18 protein-coding genes are annotated in these 19,886 nt (G+C 74.5%); 9 read left to right on the plus strand and 9 right to left on the minus strand.

Going from position 1 to position 19,886, the window contains the following annotated elements:
* Window positions 1-192 precede the first annotated feature (192 nt).
* Genes ACH4FX_RS04090 through ACH4FX_RS04100 form a run of 3 tightly spaced genes read right to left on the minus strand, consistent with a single transcriptional unit; the run spans window position 193 to window position 3,580 of the window.
* Complete coding sequence (locus tag ACH4FX_RS04090) at window positions 193-1,374, minus strand: acyl-CoA dehydrogenase family protein (RefSeq protein WP_398474903.1); 1,182 nt, start codon at window positions 1,372-1,374, stop codon at window positions 193-195.
* Entirely contained in the window at window positions 1,371-2,585 is a 1,215-nt protein-coding gene (locus ACH4FX_RS04095) for an acyl-CoA dehydrogenase family protein (protein WP_398474905.1), read from the minus strand. The genes ACH4FX_RS04090 and ACH4FX_RS04095 overlap by 4 nt, the downstream gene beginning before the upstream one ends.
* Window positions 2,585-3,580, minus strand: a complete 996-nt coding sequence (locus tag ACH4FX_RS04100) for an NADPH:quinone oxidoreductase family protein (protein ID WP_398474907.1) — start codon at window positions 3,578-3,580, stop codon at window positions 2,585-2,587. The genes ACH4FX_RS04095 and ACH4FX_RS04100 overlap by 1 nt, the downstream gene beginning before the upstream one ends.
* 162 nt (window positions 3,581-3,742) lie before the next feature.
* Between ACH4FX_RS04100 and ACH4FX_RS04105 the strand changes: the two genes are divergently transcribed.
* A complete protein-coding gene (locus tag ACH4FX_RS04105; RefSeq protein WP_398474909.1) occupies window positions 3,743-4,624 on the plus strand; it encodes a helix-turn-helix domain-containing protein in 882 nt (293 codons plus the stop codon).
* Here the strand turns inward: ACH4FX_RS04105 and ACH4FX_RS04110 are convergent.
* Together ACH4FX_RS04110 and ACH4FX_RS04115 are read right to left on the minus strand one after the other, a co-directional pair.
* Window positions 4,568-5,725, minus strand: coding sequence for a glycosyl hydrolase family 18 protein (locus tag ACH4FX_RS04110; RefSeq protein WP_398474911.1), 1,158 nt, complete (start codon window positions 5,723-5,725; stop codon window positions 4,568-4,570). The two genes, ACH4FX_RS04105 and ACH4FX_RS04110, sit on opposite strands and share 57 nt — an antisense overlap.
* A gap of 122 nt (window positions 5,726-5,847) precedes the next feature.
* Window positions 5,848-6,732 (minus strand): SDR family oxidoreductase, encoded by an 885-nt coding sequence (locus tag ACH4FX_RS04115; protein WP_398474913.1) that lies wholly within the window; start codon window positions 6,730-6,732, stop codon window positions 5,848-5,850.
* A gap of 165 nt (window positions 6,733-6,897) precedes the next feature.
* On the opposite strand from ACH4FX_RS04115, the gene ACH4FX_RS04120 reads away from it, so the two are divergent.
* The gene (locus ACH4FX_RS04120; RefSeq protein WP_398474915.1) at window positions 6,898-7,353 is read left to right on the plus strand and encodes an SRPBCC family protein; all 456 of its coding nucleotides are present in this window, start codon (window positions 6,898-6,900) and stop codon (window positions 7,351-7,353) included.
* 82 nt (window positions 7,354-7,435) lie between these two features.
* The gene (locus ACH4FX_RS04125; protein ID WP_398474917.1) at window positions 7,436-9,073 is read left to right on the plus strand and encodes a phytoene desaturase family protein; all 1,638 of its coding nucleotides are present in this window, start codon (window positions 7,436-7,438) and stop codon (window positions 9,071-9,073) included.
* Window positions 9,074-9,114: 41 nt separating this feature from the next.
* On the opposite strand, the gene ACH4FX_RS04130 is transcribed toward ACH4FX_RS04125, so the two are convergent.
* Window positions 9,115-10,236, minus strand: coding sequence for a selina-4(15),7(11)-diene synthase (locus tag ACH4FX_RS04130; RefSeq protein WP_398474919.1), 1,122 nt, complete (start codon window positions 10,234-10,236; stop codon window positions 9,115-9,117).
* A 261-nt stretch (window positions 10,237-10,497) separates the two neighbouring features.
* Between ACH4FX_RS04130 and ACH4FX_RS04135 the strand changes: the two genes are divergently transcribed.
* On the plus strand, window positions 10,498-11,313 hold the full coding sequence (locus ACH4FX_RS04135; RefSeq protein ID WP_398474921.1) for a class I SAM-dependent methyltransferase: 816 nt from the start codon (window positions 10,498-10,500) through the stop codon (window positions 11,311-11,313).
* Between the two features lie 30 nt (window positions 11,314-11,343).
* Here the strand turns inward: ACH4FX_RS04135 and ACH4FX_RS04140 are convergent, their stop codons facing one another.
* Window positions 11,344-12,216, minus strand: a complete 873-nt coding sequence (locus ACH4FX_RS04140; RefSeq protein ID WP_398474923.1) for an alpha/beta fold hydrolase — start codon at window positions 12,214-12,216, stop codon at window positions 11,344-11,346.
* Between the two features lie 100 nt (window positions 12,217-12,316).
* Between ACH4FX_RS04140 and ACH4FX_RS04145 the strand changes: the two genes are divergently transcribed.
* Window positions 12,317-12,925 (plus strand): CGNR zinc finger domain-containing protein, encoded by a 609-nt coding sequence (locus ACH4FX_RS04145; RefSeq protein WP_398474925.1) that lies wholly within the window; start codon window positions 12,317-12,319, stop codon window positions 12,923-12,925.
* A gap of 107 nt (window positions 12,926-13,032) precedes the next feature.
* Here ACH4FX_RS04145 and ACH4FX_RS04150 read toward each other — a convergent pair whose 3' ends face one another.
* A complete protein-coding gene (locus ACH4FX_RS04150; protein WP_398474927.1) occupies window positions 13,033-13,545 on the minus strand; it encodes a hypothetical protein in 513 nt (170 codons plus the stop codon).
* A gap of 395 nt (window positions 13,546-13,940) precedes the next feature.
* On the opposite strand from ACH4FX_RS04150, the gene egtA reads away from it, so the two are divergent.
* The 4 genes from egtA to egtD all read left to right on the plus strand — a co-directional run bounded on the left by egtA (window position 13,941) and on the right by egtD (window position 18,409).
* On the plus strand, window positions 13,941-15,320 hold the full coding sequence (egtA, locus tag ACH4FX_RS04155; protein ID WP_398474928.1) for an ergothioneine biosynthesis glutamate--cysteine ligase EgtA: 1,380 nt from the start codon (window positions 13,941-13,943) through the stop codon (window positions 15,318-15,320).
* Window positions 15,317-16,633, plus strand: a complete 1,317-nt coding sequence (gene egtB, locus ACH4FX_RS04160) for an ergothioneine biosynthesis protein EgtB (RefSeq protein ID WP_398474930.1) — start codon at window positions 15,317-15,319, stop codon at window positions 16,631-16,633. Before egtA ends, egtB begins: the two co-directional genes overlap by 4 nt.
* Window positions 16,634-16,694: 61 nt before the next feature.
* Window positions 16,695-17,450: an ergothioneine biosynthesis protein EgtC gene (egtC, locus tag ACH4FX_RS04165; protein ID WP_398474932.1), complete on the plus strand. Its 756-nt coding sequence runs from the start codon at window positions 16,695-16,697 to the stop codon at window positions 17,448-17,450.
* On the plus strand, window positions 17,447-18,409 hold the full coding sequence (gene egtD, locus ACH4FX_RS04170; RefSeq protein ID WP_398474934.1) for an L-histidine N(alpha)-methyltransferase: 963 nt from the start codon (window positions 17,447-17,449) through the stop codon (window positions 18,407-18,409). The genes egtC and egtD overlap by 4 nt, the downstream gene beginning before the upstream one ends.
* A gap of 79 nt (window positions 18,410-18,488) precedes the next feature.
* On the opposite strand, the gene ACH4FX_RS04175 is transcribed toward egtD, so the two are convergent.
* Complete coding sequence (locus ACH4FX_RS04175) at window positions 18,489-19,796, minus strand: hypothetical protein (RefSeq protein ID WP_398474936.1); 1,308 nt, start codon at window positions 19,794-19,796, stop codon at window positions 18,489-18,491.
* Window positions 19,797-19,886: the final 90 nt, after the last annotated feature.

Consider the following 19,886-nt stretch of genomic DNA (forward strand, 5'->3'; position numbering starts at 1 on the left):
TCCCCTTCTTGTCGCATGCCTCGCACCGCACGCCGGGTGCGGCGTGCGGGTGATCGAACCGCCCACAGACTAACCGATCGGTCAGTTGACTGACCGACTGGTCAGGCCCTGCGGGTGCGCATACGACGGCGCCCCGTCCGGACCGGTGCGGAACCGGCCGGACGGGGCGGGGGTACGGGGTGTGGCGCGCGGTTACGGGGCCGGGATGTCCACCAGTTCCGCCAGCGCCGCGCGGTGCCGCCCCGGTGTGCCGAGGGCGGTCTCGTCGGTCTTGGCGCGCTTGAGGAACAGGTGCGCGGGGTGCTCCCAGGTCATGCCGATGCCGCCGTGCAGCTGGATGCACTCCTCGGCGGCGCGCACCGCGACGGGCGCGCAGTACGCCTGGGCGACCGCCACCGCGACCGGGGCGTCCGGGCTGCCGGTGGCCAGCGCGTCGGCGGCGTTGCGGGCCGCCGCGCGGGCCGAGGCGACGTCCAGCCAGAGGGCGGCCATCCGGTGCTTGAGTGCCTGGAAGGAGCCGACGGGACGGCCGAACTGGGTGCGCTGAGCGGTGTGCCGGACGGTTTCGGCCAGGCACCACTCGGCGAGGCCGAGCTGTTCGGAGGCGAGCAGCCCCGCCCCGGTCAGCAGCGCCCCGGTCACCGCCGCCCGGGCCGTCTCCGGCCCGGCCAGCAGCCGCCCGGCGGCCCGGTCGAGGGTGATCCGGGCCGGTACCCGGGTCAGGTCGAGCGGGATGCCCGGCCCGGTCCGCACGCCGTCGGCCGTCGCGTCCACGGCGTACAGCGCGTATCCGTACGGGCCGTCGGCCGGTACGAGCAGTACGTCCGCCGCGGCGGCGTCCGCGACGCCGGTCACCTCACCGGTCAGCGCGCCGTCCGCGGCGGCCCGTACGGACGGCTCCGGGAGCGCGCCCGGGGCCGTCGGCAGCGGCACGGCGAGCACCCCGACGCTGCGCCCCTCGGCGAGCGCGGCGAGGGAAGCGGCCACGTCCGGGCGGTCCGCCCCGCAGCCGAGCAGCGCCGTCACCGCCAGCACCGCGCTGGTCAGGTACGGCACCGGAGCCACCGCGCGGCCCAGCTCCTCCAGGACGACGGCGGCCTCACGGGCGCTCGCGCCCTGCCCGCCGAGCTTCTCCGGTACCAGCAGTCCGGCCGTGCCCATGTCCGTGGCCAGCGAGCGCCACAGCCCGGTGTCGTACGCCCGGCCGCTCTCCAGGTCCGCGAGGACCGCGGCCGGGCCGCCGCGGTCGGTGAGCAGCGAGCGGACGGCGGCCCGCAGGTCCTGTTCGGGCTCCGAGTAGAGGAGGTCCGGGTCGGCGCCGGGCTGCGCGGGGGCCGGTTCGGTGGGGGCCGGGGCCCCGCTCGGAGCGGTCATCGGGGAAGGTCCTTCCAGGCGACGTCCTTGTCGGTGCGCGGCTCGGGCGGCAGGCCCAGGACGCGTTCGGCCACGATGTTCAGCAGCACCTCGGAGGTGCCGCCCTCGATGGAGTTGCCCTTGGCCCGCAGATAGCGGTAGCCGGCCTGGCGTCCGGTGAAGTCCACGCCCTCGGGGCGGCGCAGCGTCCAGTCGTCGTACGCCAGCCCCTCCTCGCCCAGGAACTCCACCTCCCAGCCGCTGATCTGCTGGGCCAGCCGGGCGAACGCCAGCTTCAGGCCGCTGCCTTCGGGACCGGGCTGCCCCTGGGCGAGCTGCTGGCGCAGCCGCTCCCCCGTCAGGCGGGCGACCTCGGCGTCCACCCACAGGCGCAGCAGCCGCTGGTGGAGGTCGTGGGTGCGGGCTCCGGGGCGCTCGCGCCAGGCCCGGGCCGCGACGCCGATCATGCCGCCCTCGCGCGGCTGGCGGGCGCCGCCGATCGCCACCCGCTCGTTCATCAGCGTGGTCTGCGCGACCTTCCAGCCCTCCCCGACGTCGCCGAGGCGGTGTGCGTCGGGAATCCGTACGCCCGTCAGGAAGACCTCGTTGAACTCGGCCTCGCCGGTGATCTGGCGCAGCGGCCGTACCTCGACGCCGGGGTCGGTCATATCGCACACGAAGTAGGTGATGCCGCGGTGCTTGGGCAGCTCCGGATCGGTGCGGGCGATGAGGATCGCCCAGCGGGCCTGGTGGGCGCCGGACGTCCAGACCTTCTGGCCGTCCACCACCCAGTCGGTGCCGTTCTCGTCCCGTACCGCACGGGTGGCGAGCGCGGCCAGGTCCGATCCGGCGCCGGGCTCGCTGAACAGCTGGCACCAGACCTCTTCGCCGGTCCACAGGGGGCGCAGGAAGCGCTGCTTCTGCTCGTCCGTGCCGAAGCGGAGGATGGTGGGCGCAGCCATGCCCAGGCCGATGCCGATGCGGCGCGGGTCGTTGTCCGGGGCGCCCGCCGCCTCCAACTCGGCGTCCACGACGGCCTGGAGCGCGCGCGGCGCGTCGAGCCCGCCCAGGCCCCGGGGGAAGTGGATCCAGGCCAGCCCGGCGTCGAAGCGGGCCCGCAGGAAGTCGAGCGGGTCGGTGCCGCCCGGCGGATGGGCGGCGAGCAGGTCGGCGGTGCGGCGGCGCAGCCCGTCGGCGTCCAGGGGCCCGGCCTCCGTGGTCTTCTCGGCCATCACGCGTCCTCCAGTCCGGGGACGATGACCAGGCGGCCGGTGGTGGTGCCGTCGAAGACCCGCTGCACCGCTTCGGCGGCGCCGGACAGCGGCACCCGGCCGCCGATCAGCGGCTTGATGACGCCCTGTGCGGCCAGCTTGGCCAGTTCCTCGTGGCAGGCGTCGACCGCGGCCGGGTCCTTGGTGGCGTACAGGCCCCAGTGCAGGCCCAGGATCGTGTAGTTCTTCACCAGGGCGTGGTTGAGGCCGGGGGTCGGTACGGCGCCGCTGGCGAAACCGACGACCACGATCCGGCCCTCGAAGGCCACGCACTTGACGGACTTGGCGTACGCGTCGCCGCCCACCGGGTCGTAGACCACGTCCGCGCCCCGGCCGCCGGTCGCCTCCTTGACGGCGGCCACGATGTCGTCGGTGCGCCGGTCCAGCACCAGGTCGCAGCCGAGTTCGCGGGCGACGGCCGCCTTGGCGGCGCCGCCCACCACGCCGATGACCCGCGCGCCCGCCGCCTTGCCGAGCTGGACGGCGGCGCTGCCGACGCCGCCCGCCGCCGCGTGCACGAGAAGGGTCTCGCCGGCCTGGAGCCGGGCCCGGCGGTGCAGGCCGAACCAGCCGGTCTGGTAGCCGATGTGCAGCGCGGCGGCCTCCGCGTCGTCCAGGGCGTCCGGTGCGGGGCGGACCGCCGCCGCGTCGGCCAGGGCCAGTTCGGCGAAGCCGCCGTGCGGCAGCGGGGGCTGGGCCAGCACCCGGGCGCCCACGTCCGCGGTCGCGCCCTCGCCCGCGGCGAGCACCTCGCCGCAGATCTCCACGCCCGGCGTGAACGGGAACGGCGGGCGTATCTGGTATTCACCGCGGCACAGCAGCGCGTCGGGGAAGTTGACGTTCGCGGCCCGTACGCGCAGCAGCAGCTGCCCCGGTCCGGGCTGCGGGTCCGGCACTTCTCCGTGCCGCATCACCTCGCGAGGCTCGCCGTTCGCGTGTACGCGCCATGCCTTCACTGGTGCCTCCACAGACCTCGGGTACGCGGGGAGCGCGGGGCGGCGACCCCGCGGCCATCGGCATACTAAGCGGTCGGTATCCCTGAGGGAACCGCCTCTCGTCCGCATCCTGGTACCGGCAGGGTCAGGCACCCCGCGCCCCGGTGTACGACACTGACCGGCATGGACACACCTGCCGAACTGGGCAACTTCCTCAGGACCCGCCGCGCCCGCCTCCGGCCGGAGGACGCCGGCCTGGTCTCCTACGGCGGTCGGCGCCGCGTACCGGGTCTGCGCCGCGAGGAACTGGCCCAGCTGGCCGGGGTGAGCGTCGCGTACTACACCCGGCTCGAACAGGGCCAGAGCCACAACGCCTCGGACGGGGTGCTGGACGCGCTCGCCCGCGCCCTGCGGCTCACCCCGGACGAACACGCGCACCTGCGCGACCTCGCCCGCCCGGCCGGGGCGCGCCGCCGCCCGGCCGTACGGCCCGACAAGGCGCGCCCCGGAATGCTCCAGCTGCTCGCCGCCCTCGACGGAGTGCCGGCCGTGGCGCTCGACCGGCGCTTCGAAGTGCTGGCGTGGAACCCGCTGGGGCACACGCTGCTGGCCGGGCACCTGGACCCGGACAGCCCCGGGCGGCCGCTGGACCGCCCCAACACCCAGCGGCTGCTGTTCCTCGACCCGCACACCCGCGAGCTGTACCCGGACCGCGAGACGGAGACCCGGCGGGCCGTCGCCGCGCTCCGCATGGCCGCCGGGCAGTACCCGGACGACCCGCGGCTGGCCGAGCTGATCGGTGAACTGTCCATGAAGAGCCCCGAATTCAGCACCCTGTGGGCCCGGCACGCGGTCAGCCACTGCACCTACGGCGCCAAGCGCTTCCACCATCCGCTGGTCGGCGCGATGGAGCTGGACTTCGAGCTGATGCAGACGCAGGACGGCTCCGGGCAGGGCCTGCTGATGTTCAGCGCGCGGGCTGGTTCGCCGTCCGAGGCGGCACTGCGGCTACTCGCCGCGCAGCACCTCCCAGAAGCGCGGGTCCTCGAACCCGAGCGCCCATAGGCCGCTGTTCCGCACGCCGTACTTCCTCAGCAGCGGCAGGTGCGCCGCCACGCCACGCGCGTCCTGGTACCAGACGTGGTGCACGGCCCGGCCCTCCTTGTACGTGAAGTGCGGCGTGCCGGACTTGGCGTCGAAGCGGTAGGCGACACCCTTGCTGCGGCGCAGCGCCTCCGCCTCCTTCCAGGTCAGGTGCTTGGCGCGGGCCTTGACGCCCTGGGTCCAGTCCCAGCCGTAACCGGGGAAGGCCACTTCCAGCTTGTCGCGCGGCACGGTCCGGGTGGCGTAGCGCAGGAACTCCTCGTACCAGGCGAGCGAGGACAGCGGGCCCGGGGAGCCCCCGGCCCAGTGCAGGTCGTAGCCCATGATCCGGACGCGGTCGGCGGCCTTGCCGAGGCGGACGTAGTCGTACGCCTTGCCGGAGCCGGCGGTGCGGGCCATGACCGTGATGACGCATGTCTTGCCCCTGGCGTGCAGCTTGGCGCACAGCTCGTCGGCGAACCGGGCGTAGCCGGTGCGCACGCGGTCCCGCATCTGGGGCGTGCCCGTGGTCGCCATGGTCTCGTAGTCGAGGTCGATGCCGTCGTACGCGCGCGAGGCCACCAGCCGCAGCAGCGCCGCGATGTGCGCGCCGCGGCGGGCCCGGTCGTGGAACAGGGCGGCCATCGCGTCGGCGTTCATGGCTTCGTTGACGGTCGGCACCACCTTGATGCCGGCTTTGTGCAGTCCGGCGATGACCCGATTGTCCCCCGCGCCCGGCTGGCTCTTGAGCGTGGTGGCGGAGGTGGCCCGGTACCAGAAGGGGCTGACGGTGTGCAGCTGCGCGGCGTGCTGGAGGGCGTCGCGGTAGGCGCCTCGGGTGTCGCCCCAGTAGGGCAGCCAGGCGGAGACCGTACGGCCGGCCCGCGCGGTTCCGGGCTCCTCGGCGGCGTCGTCGCCACCGTCCCCGGCGGCGGGCGGCGCGGTGGCGGGGGCCCGGTGCGCGGCCGGGGTTCCGGTACGGTCCTGGGCGGTGGCGCCGGGGGTCAGCGCGGCGGCCACCCCGGCCGCCGCCAGTACGAACGCGAGCCCGAGCCGCGCCCGGGCAGCCGATGCGTGATCCATGCCCCGAGCCTGTCCCGGGCACGGCACACCCGCCGCGCCGGTTGCGCCGAACGGCCGCGGCCGGACCAGCCGTTCGGAGGAACGGCGCACGGCCGGAGCCGCTGTCCGGGCACCCCGGGACCTCAGCCGCGGCAGTCGCCGGACGCTTCGGCCGCCCGGCCGCCCGGCCCGAGCAGCCCGGTCGCCGTGAGATCGGCGCGGCCGGCCAGGCGCGGGAACGCGCGGCGGGAGCCCTCGGTCACGATCCCCGGCAGGACGGCGCGCAGCGCCTGGCCCGCGCGCAGCCACGGCTGTGCGTAGACCGCGGCGGCCCGCCGTTCGATGCCGTGCACCAGGCGGTCGGCCACCGGCCCGGCGTCGTAGGTCTTCGAGGCGGGCCACGGCAGGTGGGCGCGCAGTTCCCGCATCACGGCGCGACGGTCGGAGGCCCGCACCATCTCGGTGTCCGCCCAGCTCAGGTAGCCGATCCCGACGCCCACGCCGCGGTGCGCCAGCTCGGCGCGCAGCACCTGCGCGAAGGTCTCGACCCCGGACTTGGAGGCGCAGTACGCGGAGAGCATCGGTGCCGGGCCGAGGGCCGCGAGGGAGGCGATCTGGAGCAGGTAGCCGCGGGTGCTCAGGAGTGCGGGCAGGAAGGCGCGGGCGGTGACCGCACTGCCGATCAGGTTGACCTCGACCACCCGGCGCCAGACGGCCGGATCGGTGTCGAGGAAGGGCCCGCCCGCCACCACCCCGGCGTTGGCGACGACGACGGACGGCGGCCCGAAGCGGCGTTGCACGAGCGCGGCGGCGCGGTCCATCGCGTCCTCGTCGGTCACGTCCACCGGCCAGTGGACGGCGTGTCCCGGCAGCCCGGCCGCGACCCGCTCCAGCTCGTCCTCCTCCAGGCCGAGCAGGGCCACCTCGGCGCCCCGCCGTACGAGTGAACGCGCCAGGTGCGCGCCCAGGCCCCGCGCGGCGCCGGTGATCACGGCGGTGCGCCCGCGCAGGGGGAGGTGGTGGCTCACGGGGCGGTCTCCGCACGCTGGGAAGGGCCGGGTGGGACGACCAACGTAACCCCGGAGCGCCGGAAGTTCCCGGGCATACCGCCCCGAAGCGACGAATCCGGCAAATGGCTCTAGGCTGGCATGCGGACACTGCCGACCGGTTCCTCACCCGACGCTGGAGACCGCATGGCCGTACGGCATCAGCTGATCAAGCGGCACCCCGATGCGGTGTGGGCGATCCTCGCCGACGGTTCGCGGTACAAGGACTGGGTGGTCGGCCCGTACCGGACGGAGCCCGGCGAGGGCGACTGGCCGCAGGTGGGCTCCACGATCACCTACTCCGTGCGGGTGGGCCCGTGGACGCTGGACGGCGAGACCGTCGTACGGCGGTGCGAGCCGCCCAGGGAACTGGAACTGGAGGCCGACAGCGGTGCGCTGGGCACGGCCAGGATCGCCGTCGAGATCCGCCCCTGGGGAGAGGACAGCCTGGTCATCATGGATGAACACCCGCTGCGGGGGCCCGGCGGCCTGCTGCACAACGCGGCGCTGGACGCCCTGCTCCAGATCCGGCACCGCAGCATGCTCGGCCGGCTGGCGAAGGTCGTGGAGAGCAGTCCGAGGCAGGCGGGCGAGACAGTCTGATGTCCCGGGCCTGGTCGCGGTGCCGCGCGTCCGGCTCCGGCGAGCACCCGGGGACCGGCCCGCCGGCGGACAGGAGACGGCGATGCCGGACGCAGTGGTGATCGGGGCCGGGCCGAACGGGCTGGTGGCCGCCAACCTGCTGGCCGACGCGGGCTGGCGCGTGGAGGTCCTGGAGGCGCAGCCGGAGGCGGGCGGCGCGGTCCGCAGCGACCGCGGCGTCCACCCCGACTACGTCAGCGACCTGTGCAGCTCCTTCTACCCGCTGGCCGCCGCCTCCCCCGTGCTCGCCGCGCTGCGCCTGGAGGACCACGGGCTGCGCTGGAGCCACGCGCCCCGGGTCCTGGCGCACCCGCTGGCCGACGGCCGGTGCGCGGTGCTGGAACGCCGCGTGCCGGCCACCGCCGACGGGCTGGACCGGTTCGCCGCGGGCGACGGCGACGCCTGGCGGCGGCTCTGCGCCATCTGGGACCTGGTCGGCCCGGACGTGCTGAACGCCCTGTTCACCCCGTTCCCGCCGGTGCGCGCCACGGCCCGGCTCGCCGCCCGGCTGCACAGCGCGGGCGGCCTGCGGCTGGCCCGCACGCTGGTGCTGCCCGTACGGCGGCTGGGGGACGAGGAGTTCGGCGGCGAGGGCGGCCGGCTGCTGCTCGCGGGCAACGCCCTGCACGCCGACCTCGCGCCGGAGGCCTCGGGCAGCGGCGGTTTCGGCTGGCTGATGTCCATGCTCGCCCAGGCGTACGGCTTTCCGGTGCCGGTCGGCGGCGCGGGCGCGCTGACCGAGGCCCTGGTGCGGCGGCTGGAGGGGCGCGGCGGCGTGCTGCGCTGCGGTGAACGCGTCACCGAGGTCGTCGTACGGTCGGGCCGTGCCGTGGCGGTGCGCACCGCGGGCGGCGAGACGGTGCCGGCGGGCCGGGCCGTACTGGCGGACGTCTCGGTACCGTCCCTCTACGGCGAGCTGGTGGACCGCCGGCACCTGCCCACCCGGCTGCTGGCGGACCTGCGCCGCTTCGAGTGGGACTTCGCGACGTTCAAGGTCGACTGGGCGCTGGACGGCCCGGTGCCCTGGACCGCGCCCGAGGCGGCGACCGCGGGCACGGTGCACCTGGCCGACGGCGTGGACGAACTGACCCGGTTCGCCGCGCAGCTGGCGGCCGGCCGGGTCCCGGACCGGCCGTTCGCCCTCTTCGGGCAGATGACCACAGCCGACGCCACCCGTTCACCGGCCGGTACCGAATCGGCCTGGGCCTACACCCACGTACCGCACGACGTCCGCGGGGACGCCGGGGACGCCGGCCTCACCGGCGCCTGGCACGACGGCGAGCGGCAGGCAATGGCGGACCGGTTGGAGGAGCAGGTGGAGCGGTACGCGCCGGGCTTCCGCGACCGCATCCGGGCCCGCCGGATCCTCGCGCCGCCCACCCTCCAGGCACTCGACGCCAACCTGTACGGCGGCGCCATCAACGGCGGTACGACCGCCATGCACCAGCAGCTCGTCTTCCGCCCGGTGCCGGGCACCGGGCGCCCGGAGACGCCGGTCAAGGGCCTGTACCTGGCCTCGGCCGGGGCACATCCGGGCGGCGGCGTGCACGGTGCCCCGGGCGCCAACGCAGCACACGCCGCCCTGCGCAAGCGGTCGTGGAGCAGCGCGCTCAGCCACCTCCAGCGCTCGCTGACCAGCCGGAACCGGCTCGGCGAACGGCCGGACGACCCGGCGGAGTAGCGCTCGGCGGAGGCGTGTCCGGGTTCAGCGCGCGGCCGGGCTCAGGCAGTGGTCGAAGCCGCCCAGGCAGGCGTACGCGCTCCCGCTTCCCTCTCGTACGGCGTCGCGTCGTCGTCCGGGACCAGGCCCCACCACCAGGAGATGACGGGGATGTCCAGGGGCGCGCGGCTGTCGTCGGTGGGCGTGGTGCACAGCGTCGAGGGCAGCCGGGCCGGGTCGTCCGGGGTGGTGTAGCGCAGGGAGGTGATGCCCCAGTCCTGGGAGCCGCGGATGAACGTGCCCAGGTTGTGCAGATACTGACGCAGCTGCGGGCTGGCCTGCTGCCGCAGGTGCGCGCACAGCCGCATGAACAGCGTCATCACGCGGTCCCGCTGAGCGATCGCCGTGGTCAGGGCCTCGTCCTGCGAGATGGCGTACTCGTTCTGGAGGACGCGCAGGACGTTGAGGTAGTAGCCCGCCCCCCGGCTCTCCTTGTGGTGGGAGAAGATGTCGTTGTCCCAGGTGATGATGAAGGAGGCCATCTCGGCCGCGGCGCGCACGGACGTGTGCTCGCGCTCGTGCGGCTGGAGTTCGTAGCCGTGCCCCATCTCCAGCATCGGCAGGACGACCGAGGTGGCGCCGTCGTACAGGCGCATCAGGGTGTAGTCGGGCAGGCTCGGCACGGTGCCGGCACGCCGGTAGGACGCCTCCCACACGACGGAGAAGAAGTACTCGCGCAGGGCGTCGATCCAGCGCGCGGCCTGGCCGGCGGTGCCGTACCGGGACACCCGGTGCCGCAGGTCGCGCAGTCCCTCGGCGAGGCTGTCGCCCGGCAGGGTCGGCGCCTCGGGGTTCTGCGCGACGCGCAGCAGCCGGTGCAGCACACCCGTCAGCTCCCCCGGGTCGTGGCCGAGGTCGCTCTCCTCGCAGCAGCCGTCGTCGACGCCGAAGAGCCACAGCACGAAGTCCGCGAGGAGGGAGACGACCTCCTCGCGGCCGTCGGGCAGGACGCGGGCGGCGAAGCCGCCGATCCCGTGGGTGACCAGGCGGCCGCGCAGTTCGTCGGAGCCTATGGAGAAACGTTCCGCCCACTCGGTCGTCCGGGTTTCGATCTCCAGGTGCCGGGGGTGGACGGCGGGCGGAAGGGGCGAGTAGGTCGGCGGCACGGTCAGCTCGGGTCCCACTCCTGACCACCTCTCAGGCATCGGTGCGGCACGGTCGGCCGGGACACGGAATCCGACATGCCGGTCTTTGATCGATCAACTACGGCGCATAGTACGCAGCCCGGTCCCCTGATCCAATAGCGTCTTGATGTCTATGACAAGTTTCTGGAGGAACAGCGTCCGGTCCGTCCCGGCACCGGCCTCGCGTACGCTCCGTACGCCGGGTTCGCGCCCGTTTCCTGACGGGGCGCCGGCCGCCGGCCGGGAAGGACGTGGTGCCCCGTGACGGCCCTCACCGAGTTCGACGAGGCGGAGCGCCGGGCCTGGGCCGGGCGGGCCGCGGCGTACGAGCGGAGCTTCGCGGCGCTCTGCGCCCACCCGGTGCCCGCGCTGCTCGACGCGGCCGGGGTCCGTCCCGGCCTGCCGGTGCTCGACGTCGGCACCGGCACCGGCACCGCCGCGCGTGCCGCGGGCGACCGGGGCGCCGGGGTGACGGCCGTGGACGCGGACCCCGGCATGGCCGCCCGCACGGCCGGGACCGCCCCGGAGGCGGCGGTGTGCGTCGCCGCCCTGCCCCGCCTCCCCTTCGCCGGCCGGCGGTTCGGCGCCGTGGTGGGCAACTTCGTGCTCAATCACGTCGGGCGCCCCCGCGCGGCGCTCGCCGAGCTGCGCCGGGTGGCAAGGCCGGGCGCCCGGATCGCGCTCACCATCTGGGCGGCCCCGCCGGCCCCCGGCCAGGCCCTGTTCGGCCGCGCGCTCCAGGCCGCCGGCGTCTCCCGCCCCGCCCATCTGCCCACACTCGCCCCCGAGGACGACTTCCCGCGCACCGAAGCGGGCTTCGCCGCCCTGCTGCGCGACGCCGGACTCACCGGCGTCCGCTGCGAGACGCTCGCGTGGGAGCACCGGGCCACCGCCGAGCAGTGGTGGAGCGGTCCCGCCGCGGGCGTGGCGTCGGCCGGGCAGATTCTGGTGAGCCAACCGCCCGCGGTCGTCACCGAGGTCAGGCGTCGGTACGACGCGCTGTGCGCCGGGTTCGCGGGGCCGGACGGTGTGCTCGCCCTGCCGCACGCCGCGCTGCTGGCGAGCGGCCGGGCGTAGGAGCCCGCGCCGCGGACCGGCTCAGGGCATCTACTCAGGTTCCGGCAGGAAGTCCCGGAGGTGGGCGAGCAGAGCTTCCGGCGCCTCCTCCGCGATGAAGTGCCCGCACTCGGCGATCTCGGCCCCGGTGACCAGTTCCGGACGGGCGGAGTGATCCCGCCAGATGTCCAGCGTCGGCAGCTTCGCGGGCAGGCCGGCCGACCCCCACAGGGCCAGTACGGGGACGGTCAGCAGCCGCCCCTCGGCGAAGTCCGCGTCGTCCAGGGCGGTGTCGGCCTCCACGGCCCGGTAGTCGTCGAAGCCCGCGCGCAGCGCGCCGGGGCGGGAGAACGCTGCCACGTACGCGTCCACGGCCTCGTCGGTCAGCGCGTGCCGGTCGTAGGTCCAGCGCTCGAAGAAGTACTCCAGGTAGCCGCGGACGTCCGGGGCGACCAGCCGCTCGGGCAGGTCGGGCTGGAGGTGGAAGAACCAGTGCCAGTACCCAGCGGCGACGGTGGCGTCCACACGGCGGAGCATCTCGCGGGTCGGCACGACGTCCAGGACGGCGATCCGCTCCACCTGCTCGGGCCGGTCCAGCGCCCAGCGGTGGGCCACCCGCGCGCCCCGGTCGTGCCCCACGACACTGGCCCGCGCAAAACCCAGCGCCTCGACGAGCCCGGCCATGTCGGCGGCCATCCGCCGCTTGTCGTAGCCGGTCACCGGCTTGTCGCTGCGGCCGTAACCGCGCAGGTCGGGCGCCACCACGGTGTACTTCCGGGCCAGTTCGCCGAGGACCGGACGCCAGCAGCGGGAGGTCTGCGGCCAGCCGTGCAGCAGCACGACCAGCGGGCCGGAGCCCGCCCTCGTGTAGTGCAGCCGCACCCCGTCCACCTCGGCCACGCCCGTGGTCGTTCCGTCCGTCACCTGTCGCCTCCCACACCGTTCCGTCGGCCGGCAGCGCGGAAACCGCTCGGCGGCCCCGTGCAGGCACTAACCATCTCAGGAGGTTAGTACAGTGACAAGTATGTCGAGCAAGGACGCGTGGCTGCGGTACGGCGGGCGGATGTGCCTGGACTTCGTCAACACGCTGCGGGACCGGGCGCGCGTACCGCGCGAGACGCTGACCGGGCCGCAGGACCTCCGGGGCTGGCTGGAGTGGGCCGGACTGACCGTCACGGCCCGCCCGGCGGCGCGGGACGCGGATGCGCTCACCGCGGCGCGGGAGCTGCGCGGCGCGGTGGACCGGGCGGTGCTCGCGGCGGCCGACGGCGCCCTTCCCGCCCCCGCCGACCTGGCCCTCCTCAACAGGACAGCGGCTGCCCTCCCGCTCCCCGCCCCGCAACTGGCGGTCGTCGACGGCGTGTTGGTGAACACGGCGGCGGCCGCCCCGCCCTGTGCCGACCTGACCGCGGGCCTCGCCCTGATCGCCCAGGACGCGGTGGCGCTGCTGCCGTCGCCCGAGGTCCGGCGGGTGCGCGTCTGCGGCGCCGACGGCTGCGCCCTGCGCTTCGTCGACCGCTCCCCCGCGCACAACCGCCGCTGGTGCTCGATGGAGCGGTGCGGCAACCGGGTCAAGGCCCGCCGCCATCTGGCACGGACGGCGCGTTCACCCCGGCCGGACGACGGTGGCTGAGGGTGCGGTGGAAGCTCCCTTGCCGGTCCCGGACGGACCGGTGCCGTTCGCCGGGGCGCCGATGTGAGCGGCGCCTGACCACCCGGAGCGAGCCGTCGTTACGCGGGTCAGGTGCGCCCCTCGCGCTCCTGGGCGTCCTTCAGCTCGGCGGAGGGCACCGCCCAGCGGGCCCGTACGACCGGGAAGCCCGCCTGTTCGCAGGCCGCGCAGACCAGTTCGTCGTCGTCCACGACACGGCGTACGTCGCGCCCGGCCGCGAGGCGGCGCAACAGCTCCAGCTTGGTGTGGCGGGCGGGGCGCCGGTCGCTGTCCGGGCGCATGAACAGCCGCCCTTCGGGCAGACCGTGCCGCGCGAGCCAGGCCAGCGTGTCCCGGCGGCAGCGCTCGGGCCGCCCGGTCAGATAGACGACCTCGCACTCCCCGGCGCTCTCCCGGGCCAGCGCCACTCCCGGCGCGAGCGGCGGGTCGTCCGGCGCCGCGGCGAAGAACCCGTTCCAGTCGCGCGGCCGGCGCTCCAGGAAGCGCTGGCGGTGCCCGGTGTCGGCGAGCGTACCGTCCAGGTCGAACACCGCCAGCGGGCGCGACGCCGTGCCACGCCTCCCGCTTCCCGTTCTCGTCATCGCGTCCTTCCGTCCCCGTGCCCGCGGCTGCCGCCCGCGGCCACGGCGCGGTCCGTACGGTGGCCGGATCCGGTCGTTCCGGCAGCCGGGTGGATCGTACGCGAGCGCGGGCCGGGACGCCGGAGATCGGGGCGCGGCCGGTCCCGGACCTGACCACATCCCAAATTCGCACAAAGAAACGAACCCTCGGCATTTTCGTCCTGCCCGTAAACCCGCAGGCAGCAGCGGCCGGGTGGGCTCCCGGGACGGCCCGGCGCCGGTGCCCGCCCTCGCGCGGCGGGGCCGGTCCGACGAGAATGTGCCCTTGAGCGCACCGCCCGCACCCGATTAGGTGGAGGGCGGCAATTCCGCCGTCGGACGGCAGCCGTCGTCCCGAGCCGAGGGAGTTGGAGCCCATGCCCGCACGGCCGGCGGTCACGGAAGCGGAGCTGGAGGCCCACTTGCGGGGCATCTGCTTCAAAACCGGACCACCCCGCTACATAGGCGTCGAGATCGAGTGGCTCGTGCACGACGCCCGCAACCCCCGATGTCCGGTCGATCCCGTACGACACCGCGAAGCGGCCACCGCCCTGCGCGCCCTCCCCCTGCGGTCGGCCCTCACCTTCGAACCCGGCGGCCAGCTGGAGCTCAGCTCGCTCCCCGCCACTTCTCTCACCGCGTGCATCGAGGCCGTCACGGCCGACCTGGCCCTGGTGCGTCCCGCCCTGCGGGAACTGGGCCTCGGCATGGCGGGGCACGGACACAACCCCTGGCACCCCCCGCGGCGAGTGCTCACCGATCCCCGTTACAACGCCATGGAGGCGTACTTCGACCGCTGGGGCCCGGCCGGCAGGTCCATGATGTGCGGCACCGCCTCCGTGCAGGTCTGCGTGGACGCCGGCCAGGAGGAGCCGGGACCGCTGGGGCTCGGCCGCCGCTGGCGGCTGGCCCATCTGCTGGGCGCGGTGCTGGTCGCCGCCTTCGCCAACTCACCGGTCAGCGAGGGCTGCCCGACCGGCTACCGCTCCACCCGCCAGGTGGTGTGGTCGCAGATGGACCCGGGCCGCACCCTCGCCCCGCCCGAGGGCCCCGACCCGCGGTCCGCCTGGGCCGGGTACGTGCTGGACGCGCCCGTGATGTGCGTACGCGGCGACGGCGCGTGGGACGCGCCCGAGGGGCTGACCTTCCGCGACTGGGTCCGTACGGGCGCGCCGCGCCCGCCCACCACCGAGGACCTCGACTACCACGTCACCACGCTCTTCCCGCCCGTCCGGCCACGCGGGCACCTGGAGCTGCGCATGATCGACGCGCAGCCGGGGGACGGCGGCTGGGTCGTACCGCTGGCCGTCACGGCCGCGCTCTTCGACGACCCGGAGGCCGCCGAGAGCGCGTACCGCGTGGTCAAGCCGCTCGCGGAGACGGCCGGTGCGCGGCCGGCGCCACGCAACCCGCTGTGGCGGCACGCCACCCGGAGCGCGCTGACCGACCCCGAGCTGCACGCCGCCGCGCTGGCCTGCTTCACCATCGCGCTGGAGGCGCTGCCCCGGCTGGGCGCCCCGGCCGCGGTGACCGGCGCGGTCGCCCGGTTCACCGAGCGGTACGTGGCACGCGGGCGCTGCCCGGCGGACGACCTGCTGGACGGCGCCTACGCGGACGGGGCGTACGCGGACGGGCCCGCACCGGCCGCGGTCCCGCCCGCACCGGCCGGCGTGTCACCGGTGGGCACCGGGCCGCCGGACGGCCCGGCGCCCACCGCGTACGAGGACCAGCTCACCCCCGGGAAGGACGGCCTGTGACCCACGATCCCGAAGCGCTCCGGGAACGCGCGGCGCGTGCGCTGCTCGCCGCGCGCGACCGCACCCACGCGCTGACCACCTGTGTCGACGACCACGACCTCACCGCCCAGCACTCCCCCTTGATGTCCCCGCTGGTGTGGGACCTGGCGCACATCGGCAACCAGGAGGAGCAGTGGCTGCTGCGCACGGTCGGCAGGCGTGACGCGCTGCGCCCGGACATCGACTCCGTCTACGACGCCTTCGAGCACCCGCGTGCCGAGCGCCCGTCCCTGCCGCTGCTGCCGCCCGCCGAGGCACACGGCTACGTGGCGGACGTCCGCAACCGGGTCCTGGACGTCCTGGAGAGCAGCCCGCTGCGCGGCGGGCCGCTGCTCGACGCGGCCTTCGCGTTCGGCATGATCGCCCAGCACGAGCAGCAGCACGACGAGACCATGCTCATCACCCACCAGCTGCGCCGCGGCCCGGCCACGCTCACCGCGCCCGAGCCGCCGGTCACCGCCGACGGCCACCTGCCCACCGAGGTGCTGGTGCCCGGCGGGCCGTTCACGATGGGCACCTCCACCGAGCCGTGGGCCCTGGACAACGAACGCCCCGCGCACCGCCGCCTGCTGCCGTCCTTCCACATCGACACCACGCCGGTGAGCAACGGCGCGTACCAGGAGTTCATCGAGGACGGCGGGTACGACGACGAGCGCTGGTGGTCCGCCGAGGGCTGGGCCCACGTGCGCGAACACCGGCTGCACGCCCCGCTGTTCTGGCGCCGGGAGGGTGGCCAGTGGCTGCGGCGGCGCTTCGGCGTCACCGAGCCGGTGCCGCCGGACGAACCGGTTCTGCACGTGAGCTGGTACGAGGCCGACGCGTACGCGCGGTGGGCGGGCCGGCGGCTGCCCACAGAGGAGGAGTGGGAGAAGGCCGCCCGGCACGACCCGGCCACCGGCCGGTCCCGGCGCTACCCGTGGGGCGACGAGGACCCCGGCCCAACGCACGCCAACCTGGGCCAGCGGCATCTGCGCCCCGCCCCCGTGGGCAGCTACCCGGACGGCCAATCCCCCCTCGGTATACGCCAATTGATCGGAGACGTCTGGGAGTGGACGGCGAGCGACTTCCTGCCGTACCCCGGCTTCGCCGCGTTCCCCTACCGCGAGTACTCGGAGGTGTTCTTCGGCGGGCCGTACAAGGTGCTGCGCGGCGGCTCCTTCGCCGTGGATCCGGTCGCCTGCCGGGGCACCTTCCGCAACTGGGACCTGCCGGTCCGGCGGCAGATCTTCGCCGGGTTCCGCACCGCCCGCGACGCCGGGACGGCGGACGCATGAGGGCCCGGGACACGGTGCCGGAGGACGTGCCCGGCCCACACGGCCCCGGGAGGCGGTGCTGATGTGCCGGCACATCGCCTACCTGGGGCCGGAGGTACCGCTCGGCGACCTGATCACGGCGCCGTCGCACGGCCTGTACCGGCAGTCGTGGCAGCCGCGGCGGCAGGCCCACGGCACGGTCAACGCGGACGGCTTCGGCATCGGCTGGTACGCGCCCGGCGACCCGGTGCCCGCCCGCTACCGCAGGGCCGCGCCGATCTGGGCCGACACCGGTGTGCTGGACCTGTGCCGGGTGGTGCGGACCACCGCACTGCTCGCCGCCGTCCGGGACGCCACGCTGGCCGGCGCGGACGCCGAGGCGGCCGTCGCGCCGTTCGCCGACGGCCCATGGCTGTTCAGCCACAACGGCGCCGTGCCCGGCTGGCCCGGCGCGCTGGCGGACCTGGCCGCCGAACTGCCGCCGCACCGGCTGCTGTCCCTCCAGGCCCGCTGCGACTCGGCCTTCGTATGGGCGCTGGCGCACCACCGCCTCAGCGTCGGCATGGACCCCGCCGAGGCACTGGCCGACACCGTCACGGCGGTGGCCGCCGCCGCGCCCGGCGCCCGGCTGAACCTGCTGCTCACCGACGGCGCCACCATCACCGCGACCGCCTGGGGCGACTCGCTGTACTACCGCGCCGAGCCCGGCCGCAGCATCACCGTCGCCTCCGAGCCCTACGACGACTCCCCGCACTGGACCGAGGTCCCCGCGTGCACCCTGCTCGCGGCCACGCCCACCGACGTCCTTCTCACCCCGCTCAAGGAGCCCGCCGCGTGAGTCACCTCACCGTCACCCGCACCCTGCCCGCCGACGCCACCACCGCCGCGCTCCGCGCCGATGTCGCGCACGGCTTGACCCGCACCCCCAAACAGCTCCCCCCGAAATGGTTCTACGACGCCCACGGCAGCGAACTCTTCGACGAGATCACCACCCTGCCGGACTACTACCCCACCCGCGCCGAACGCGAAATCCTGATCGACCGCTCCGCCGAGATCGCCGCGGCCACCGGCGCCCGCACCCTCGTCGAACTGGGCTCCGGCTCCTCCGACAAGACCCGCCACCTCATCGCGGCCCTGTCCGGCCTGCACACCTACGTCCCGGTGGACGTCAGCGAATCCGCCCTGACCACCGCCGCCGGAACCCTCCTGGACCTCCACCCGGCCCTCACCGTCCACGCCCTGGTAGCCGACTTCCAACAGGGCTTCGCCCTCCCCGGCACCCCCGGACCGCGCCTCCTCGCCTTCCTGGGCGGCACCATAGGCAACCTCCTCCCGGACGAACGCGCCACCTTCCTCCGCTCCGCACACGACCTCCTGTCCCCCGGCGACGCGCTGCTCCTCGGCACCGACCTCGTCAAGGACGAGGCGACGCTGGTGGCCGCCTACGACGACCCGACAGGCATAACCGCCGAATTCAACAAGAACGTCCTCAACGTCATCAACCGAGAACTGGGGGCCGACTTCGATCCGTCGGACTTCCAGCACGTGGCGCTGTGGAACGCCGAGCAGGAGTGGATCGAAATGCGGCTACGGGCCCGCACCGAGCTGACGGTAAAGATCCCGGCGCTGGACCTGGCGGCGCCATTCACGGAGGGCGAGGAAATCAGGACGGAGATTTCGGCGAAGTTCCGGGAGGTAGGGGTGCGCAAGGAACTGGGCGCCGCCGGATTCGAGTTGAGCGAATGGTGGACGGACAGGGCTGGGCGGTTCGCGCTGTCCCTGTCCGTACGGACCTGATGCGGGCCTGATCCGATGACGCCACCGAGGCCGGCGGAGGTAACGCCCCGCCGGCCCCGGTCCACCGGGCCTCCTGGGCTCAGCCCTGGGCCCGGCCGGCCGCGTCGTTCAGGGCCTTGGTCCGCTGCTCCACGGCCGCGTACAGTGCGGCTGCCGCCTTGGTGTACTGCTCGGCGTCGGCGCGCCACTGCTCGGCCTGCTGCTCGTACGCCTTGGGCGTCTTCTTCGCCTTGAGCGTCGCGGCATCGGCCGTGGCACTCAGGGCACGCCGGGCAGCCTCGTCGGCCTTGCCCGCGGCATCCGCGGCGGCCGTCAGGCCGGGGGCGACTTCGGCCCACCGCACTTCCTGGGGCATCCCCAGGTCCGTCAGGCAGTCGGCCTGGATCTTGACCTGCATCGCACCGATCCGGGCCGCCCTGGCGTAGAAGGTGACGTACCCCACCTGGCGGGTCACCTCGGCCCTCTGCTGATCGTACGAGGCCAGCCGTTCACTGTCCCCCTGGCCGTACGTGAGCAGCCAGTCGGCCTGCCGCGCGGCATTGGCGGCCGATGTCAGGGCGTGGGCCTCTTCCCTGAGCGCCCTCACGGTATCGTCGTGGGCCTCGATCAGCTTGGCCCGGGCCCCGACGGCAACCACGGTCTTTCGAGCCAGCTCCGCTTCTTTGTCCGCCTTCTCCTGGGCCTCCTTCAGCTCCTTCTCCCGAGCCGCCTGGTTGTCGGCGTCCTTCTGCGCCGCGACCAGGTAGCCCTTTTCCAGGAATGCGTTGACGGCCGCGTCGCTACCGGCGTCCAGAGCGGCCTGGGCCGCCTTCTTCACCTCCGGGCCGCCGACCGTGGCGAGCATCTCCACACGCCTGCGCAGCTCGGCCGCGCGCTCCTTGGCGGCTCGCTCGTCCTTCGCATCCTGCTCCCGCGCAATGTCCGCGCCGTACTCCAGGAAGCTTTCGCGGTCCGCGGCCGTGGCCTTGGCTTTCAGCACGCGTTCGACCTCGGCGTTGAAGTGCGGCCCGCCGGTACCGCGCATCGCCTCGATCTTCTTGCGGTTTTCGGCGTCGGTGGCCTTCTTCTTTTCCTGGGCGCGTTTGTGGGCCTCGGCCTGGCCGCGATCCAGGAACTCCCGGATCGCGTTCGGGTCGCTGCTCTCCAAGGCCGCCTTGGCAGCCTGGCGGACTTCTTCCTCGTCGGCGGCCTCCGCGAGGTCCTCCACCAGCTCCCGGTCGAAGTCGCGGTGCGGCGCGGTCCGGGCGGACGTGCTCGATGTGGCGGCGGGCCGGGCCGGAGCGGCGGCGACGGCTTCCGTCGCCGTCGCTCCCAGCGCGGCCATGGCCAGCACCACGGAGACGGCGATGCGTGTCCGCCCGTTTCCGGGCCGGAATCCACCTGTCAAGGAAACAACCACCTTCGGTCGTTTGAGGCAGCGAAAAGGAGAAGTGGTCCGGCCGCAGAATCCGCATCGGATTTTCTCAGGGTCTCCGTG

Source organism: Streptomyces sp. NPDC018019 (assembly GCF_044327805.1).
Classification (GTDB): Bacteria; Actinomycetota; Actinomycetes; order Streptomycetales; family Streptomycetaceae; genus Streptomyces.

Coding starts and splice junctions, on each gene's coding strand:
- ACH4FX_RS04105 (WP_398474909.1), top strand. CDS start 3,743: ATGGACACACCTGCCGAACTGGGCAACTTCCTCAGGACCCGCCGCGCC.
- ACH4FX_RS04120 (WP_398474915.1), top strand. CDS start 6,898: ATGGCCGTACGGCATCAGCTGATCAAGCGGCACCCCGATGCGGTGTGG.
- ACH4FX_RS04095 (WP_398474905.1), bottom strand. CDS start 2,585: ATGGCCGAGAAGACCACGGAGGCCGGGCCCCTGGACGCCGACGGGCTG.
- egtA (WP_398474928.1), top strand. CDS start 13,941: ATGCCCGCACGGCCGGCGGTCACGGAAGCGGAGCTGGAGGCCCACTTG.
- ACH4FX_RS04150 (WP_398474927.1), bottom strand. CDS start 13,545: ATGACGAGAACGGGAAGCGGGAGGCGTGGCACGGCGTCGCGCCCGCTG.
- ACH4FX_RS04090 (WP_398474903.1), bottom strand. CDS start 1,374: ATGACCGCTCCGAGCGGGGCCCCGGCCCCCACCGAACCGGCCCCCGCG.
- ACH4FX_RS04110 (WP_398474911.1), bottom strand. CDS start 5,725: ATGGATCACGCATCGGCTGCCCGGGCGCGGCTCGGGCTCGCGTTCGTA.
- ACH4FX_RS04125 (WP_398474917.1), top strand. CDS start 7,436: ATGCCGGACGCAGTGGTGATCGGGGCCGGGCCGAACGGGCTGGTGGCC.
- ACH4FX_RS04145 (WP_398474925.1), top strand. CDS start 12,317: ATGTCGAGCAAGGACGCGTGGCTGCGGTACGGCGGGCGGATGTGCCTG.
- egtC (WP_398474932.1), top strand. CDS start 16,695: ATGTGCCGGCACATCGCCTACCTGGGGCCGGAGGTACCGCTCGGCGAC.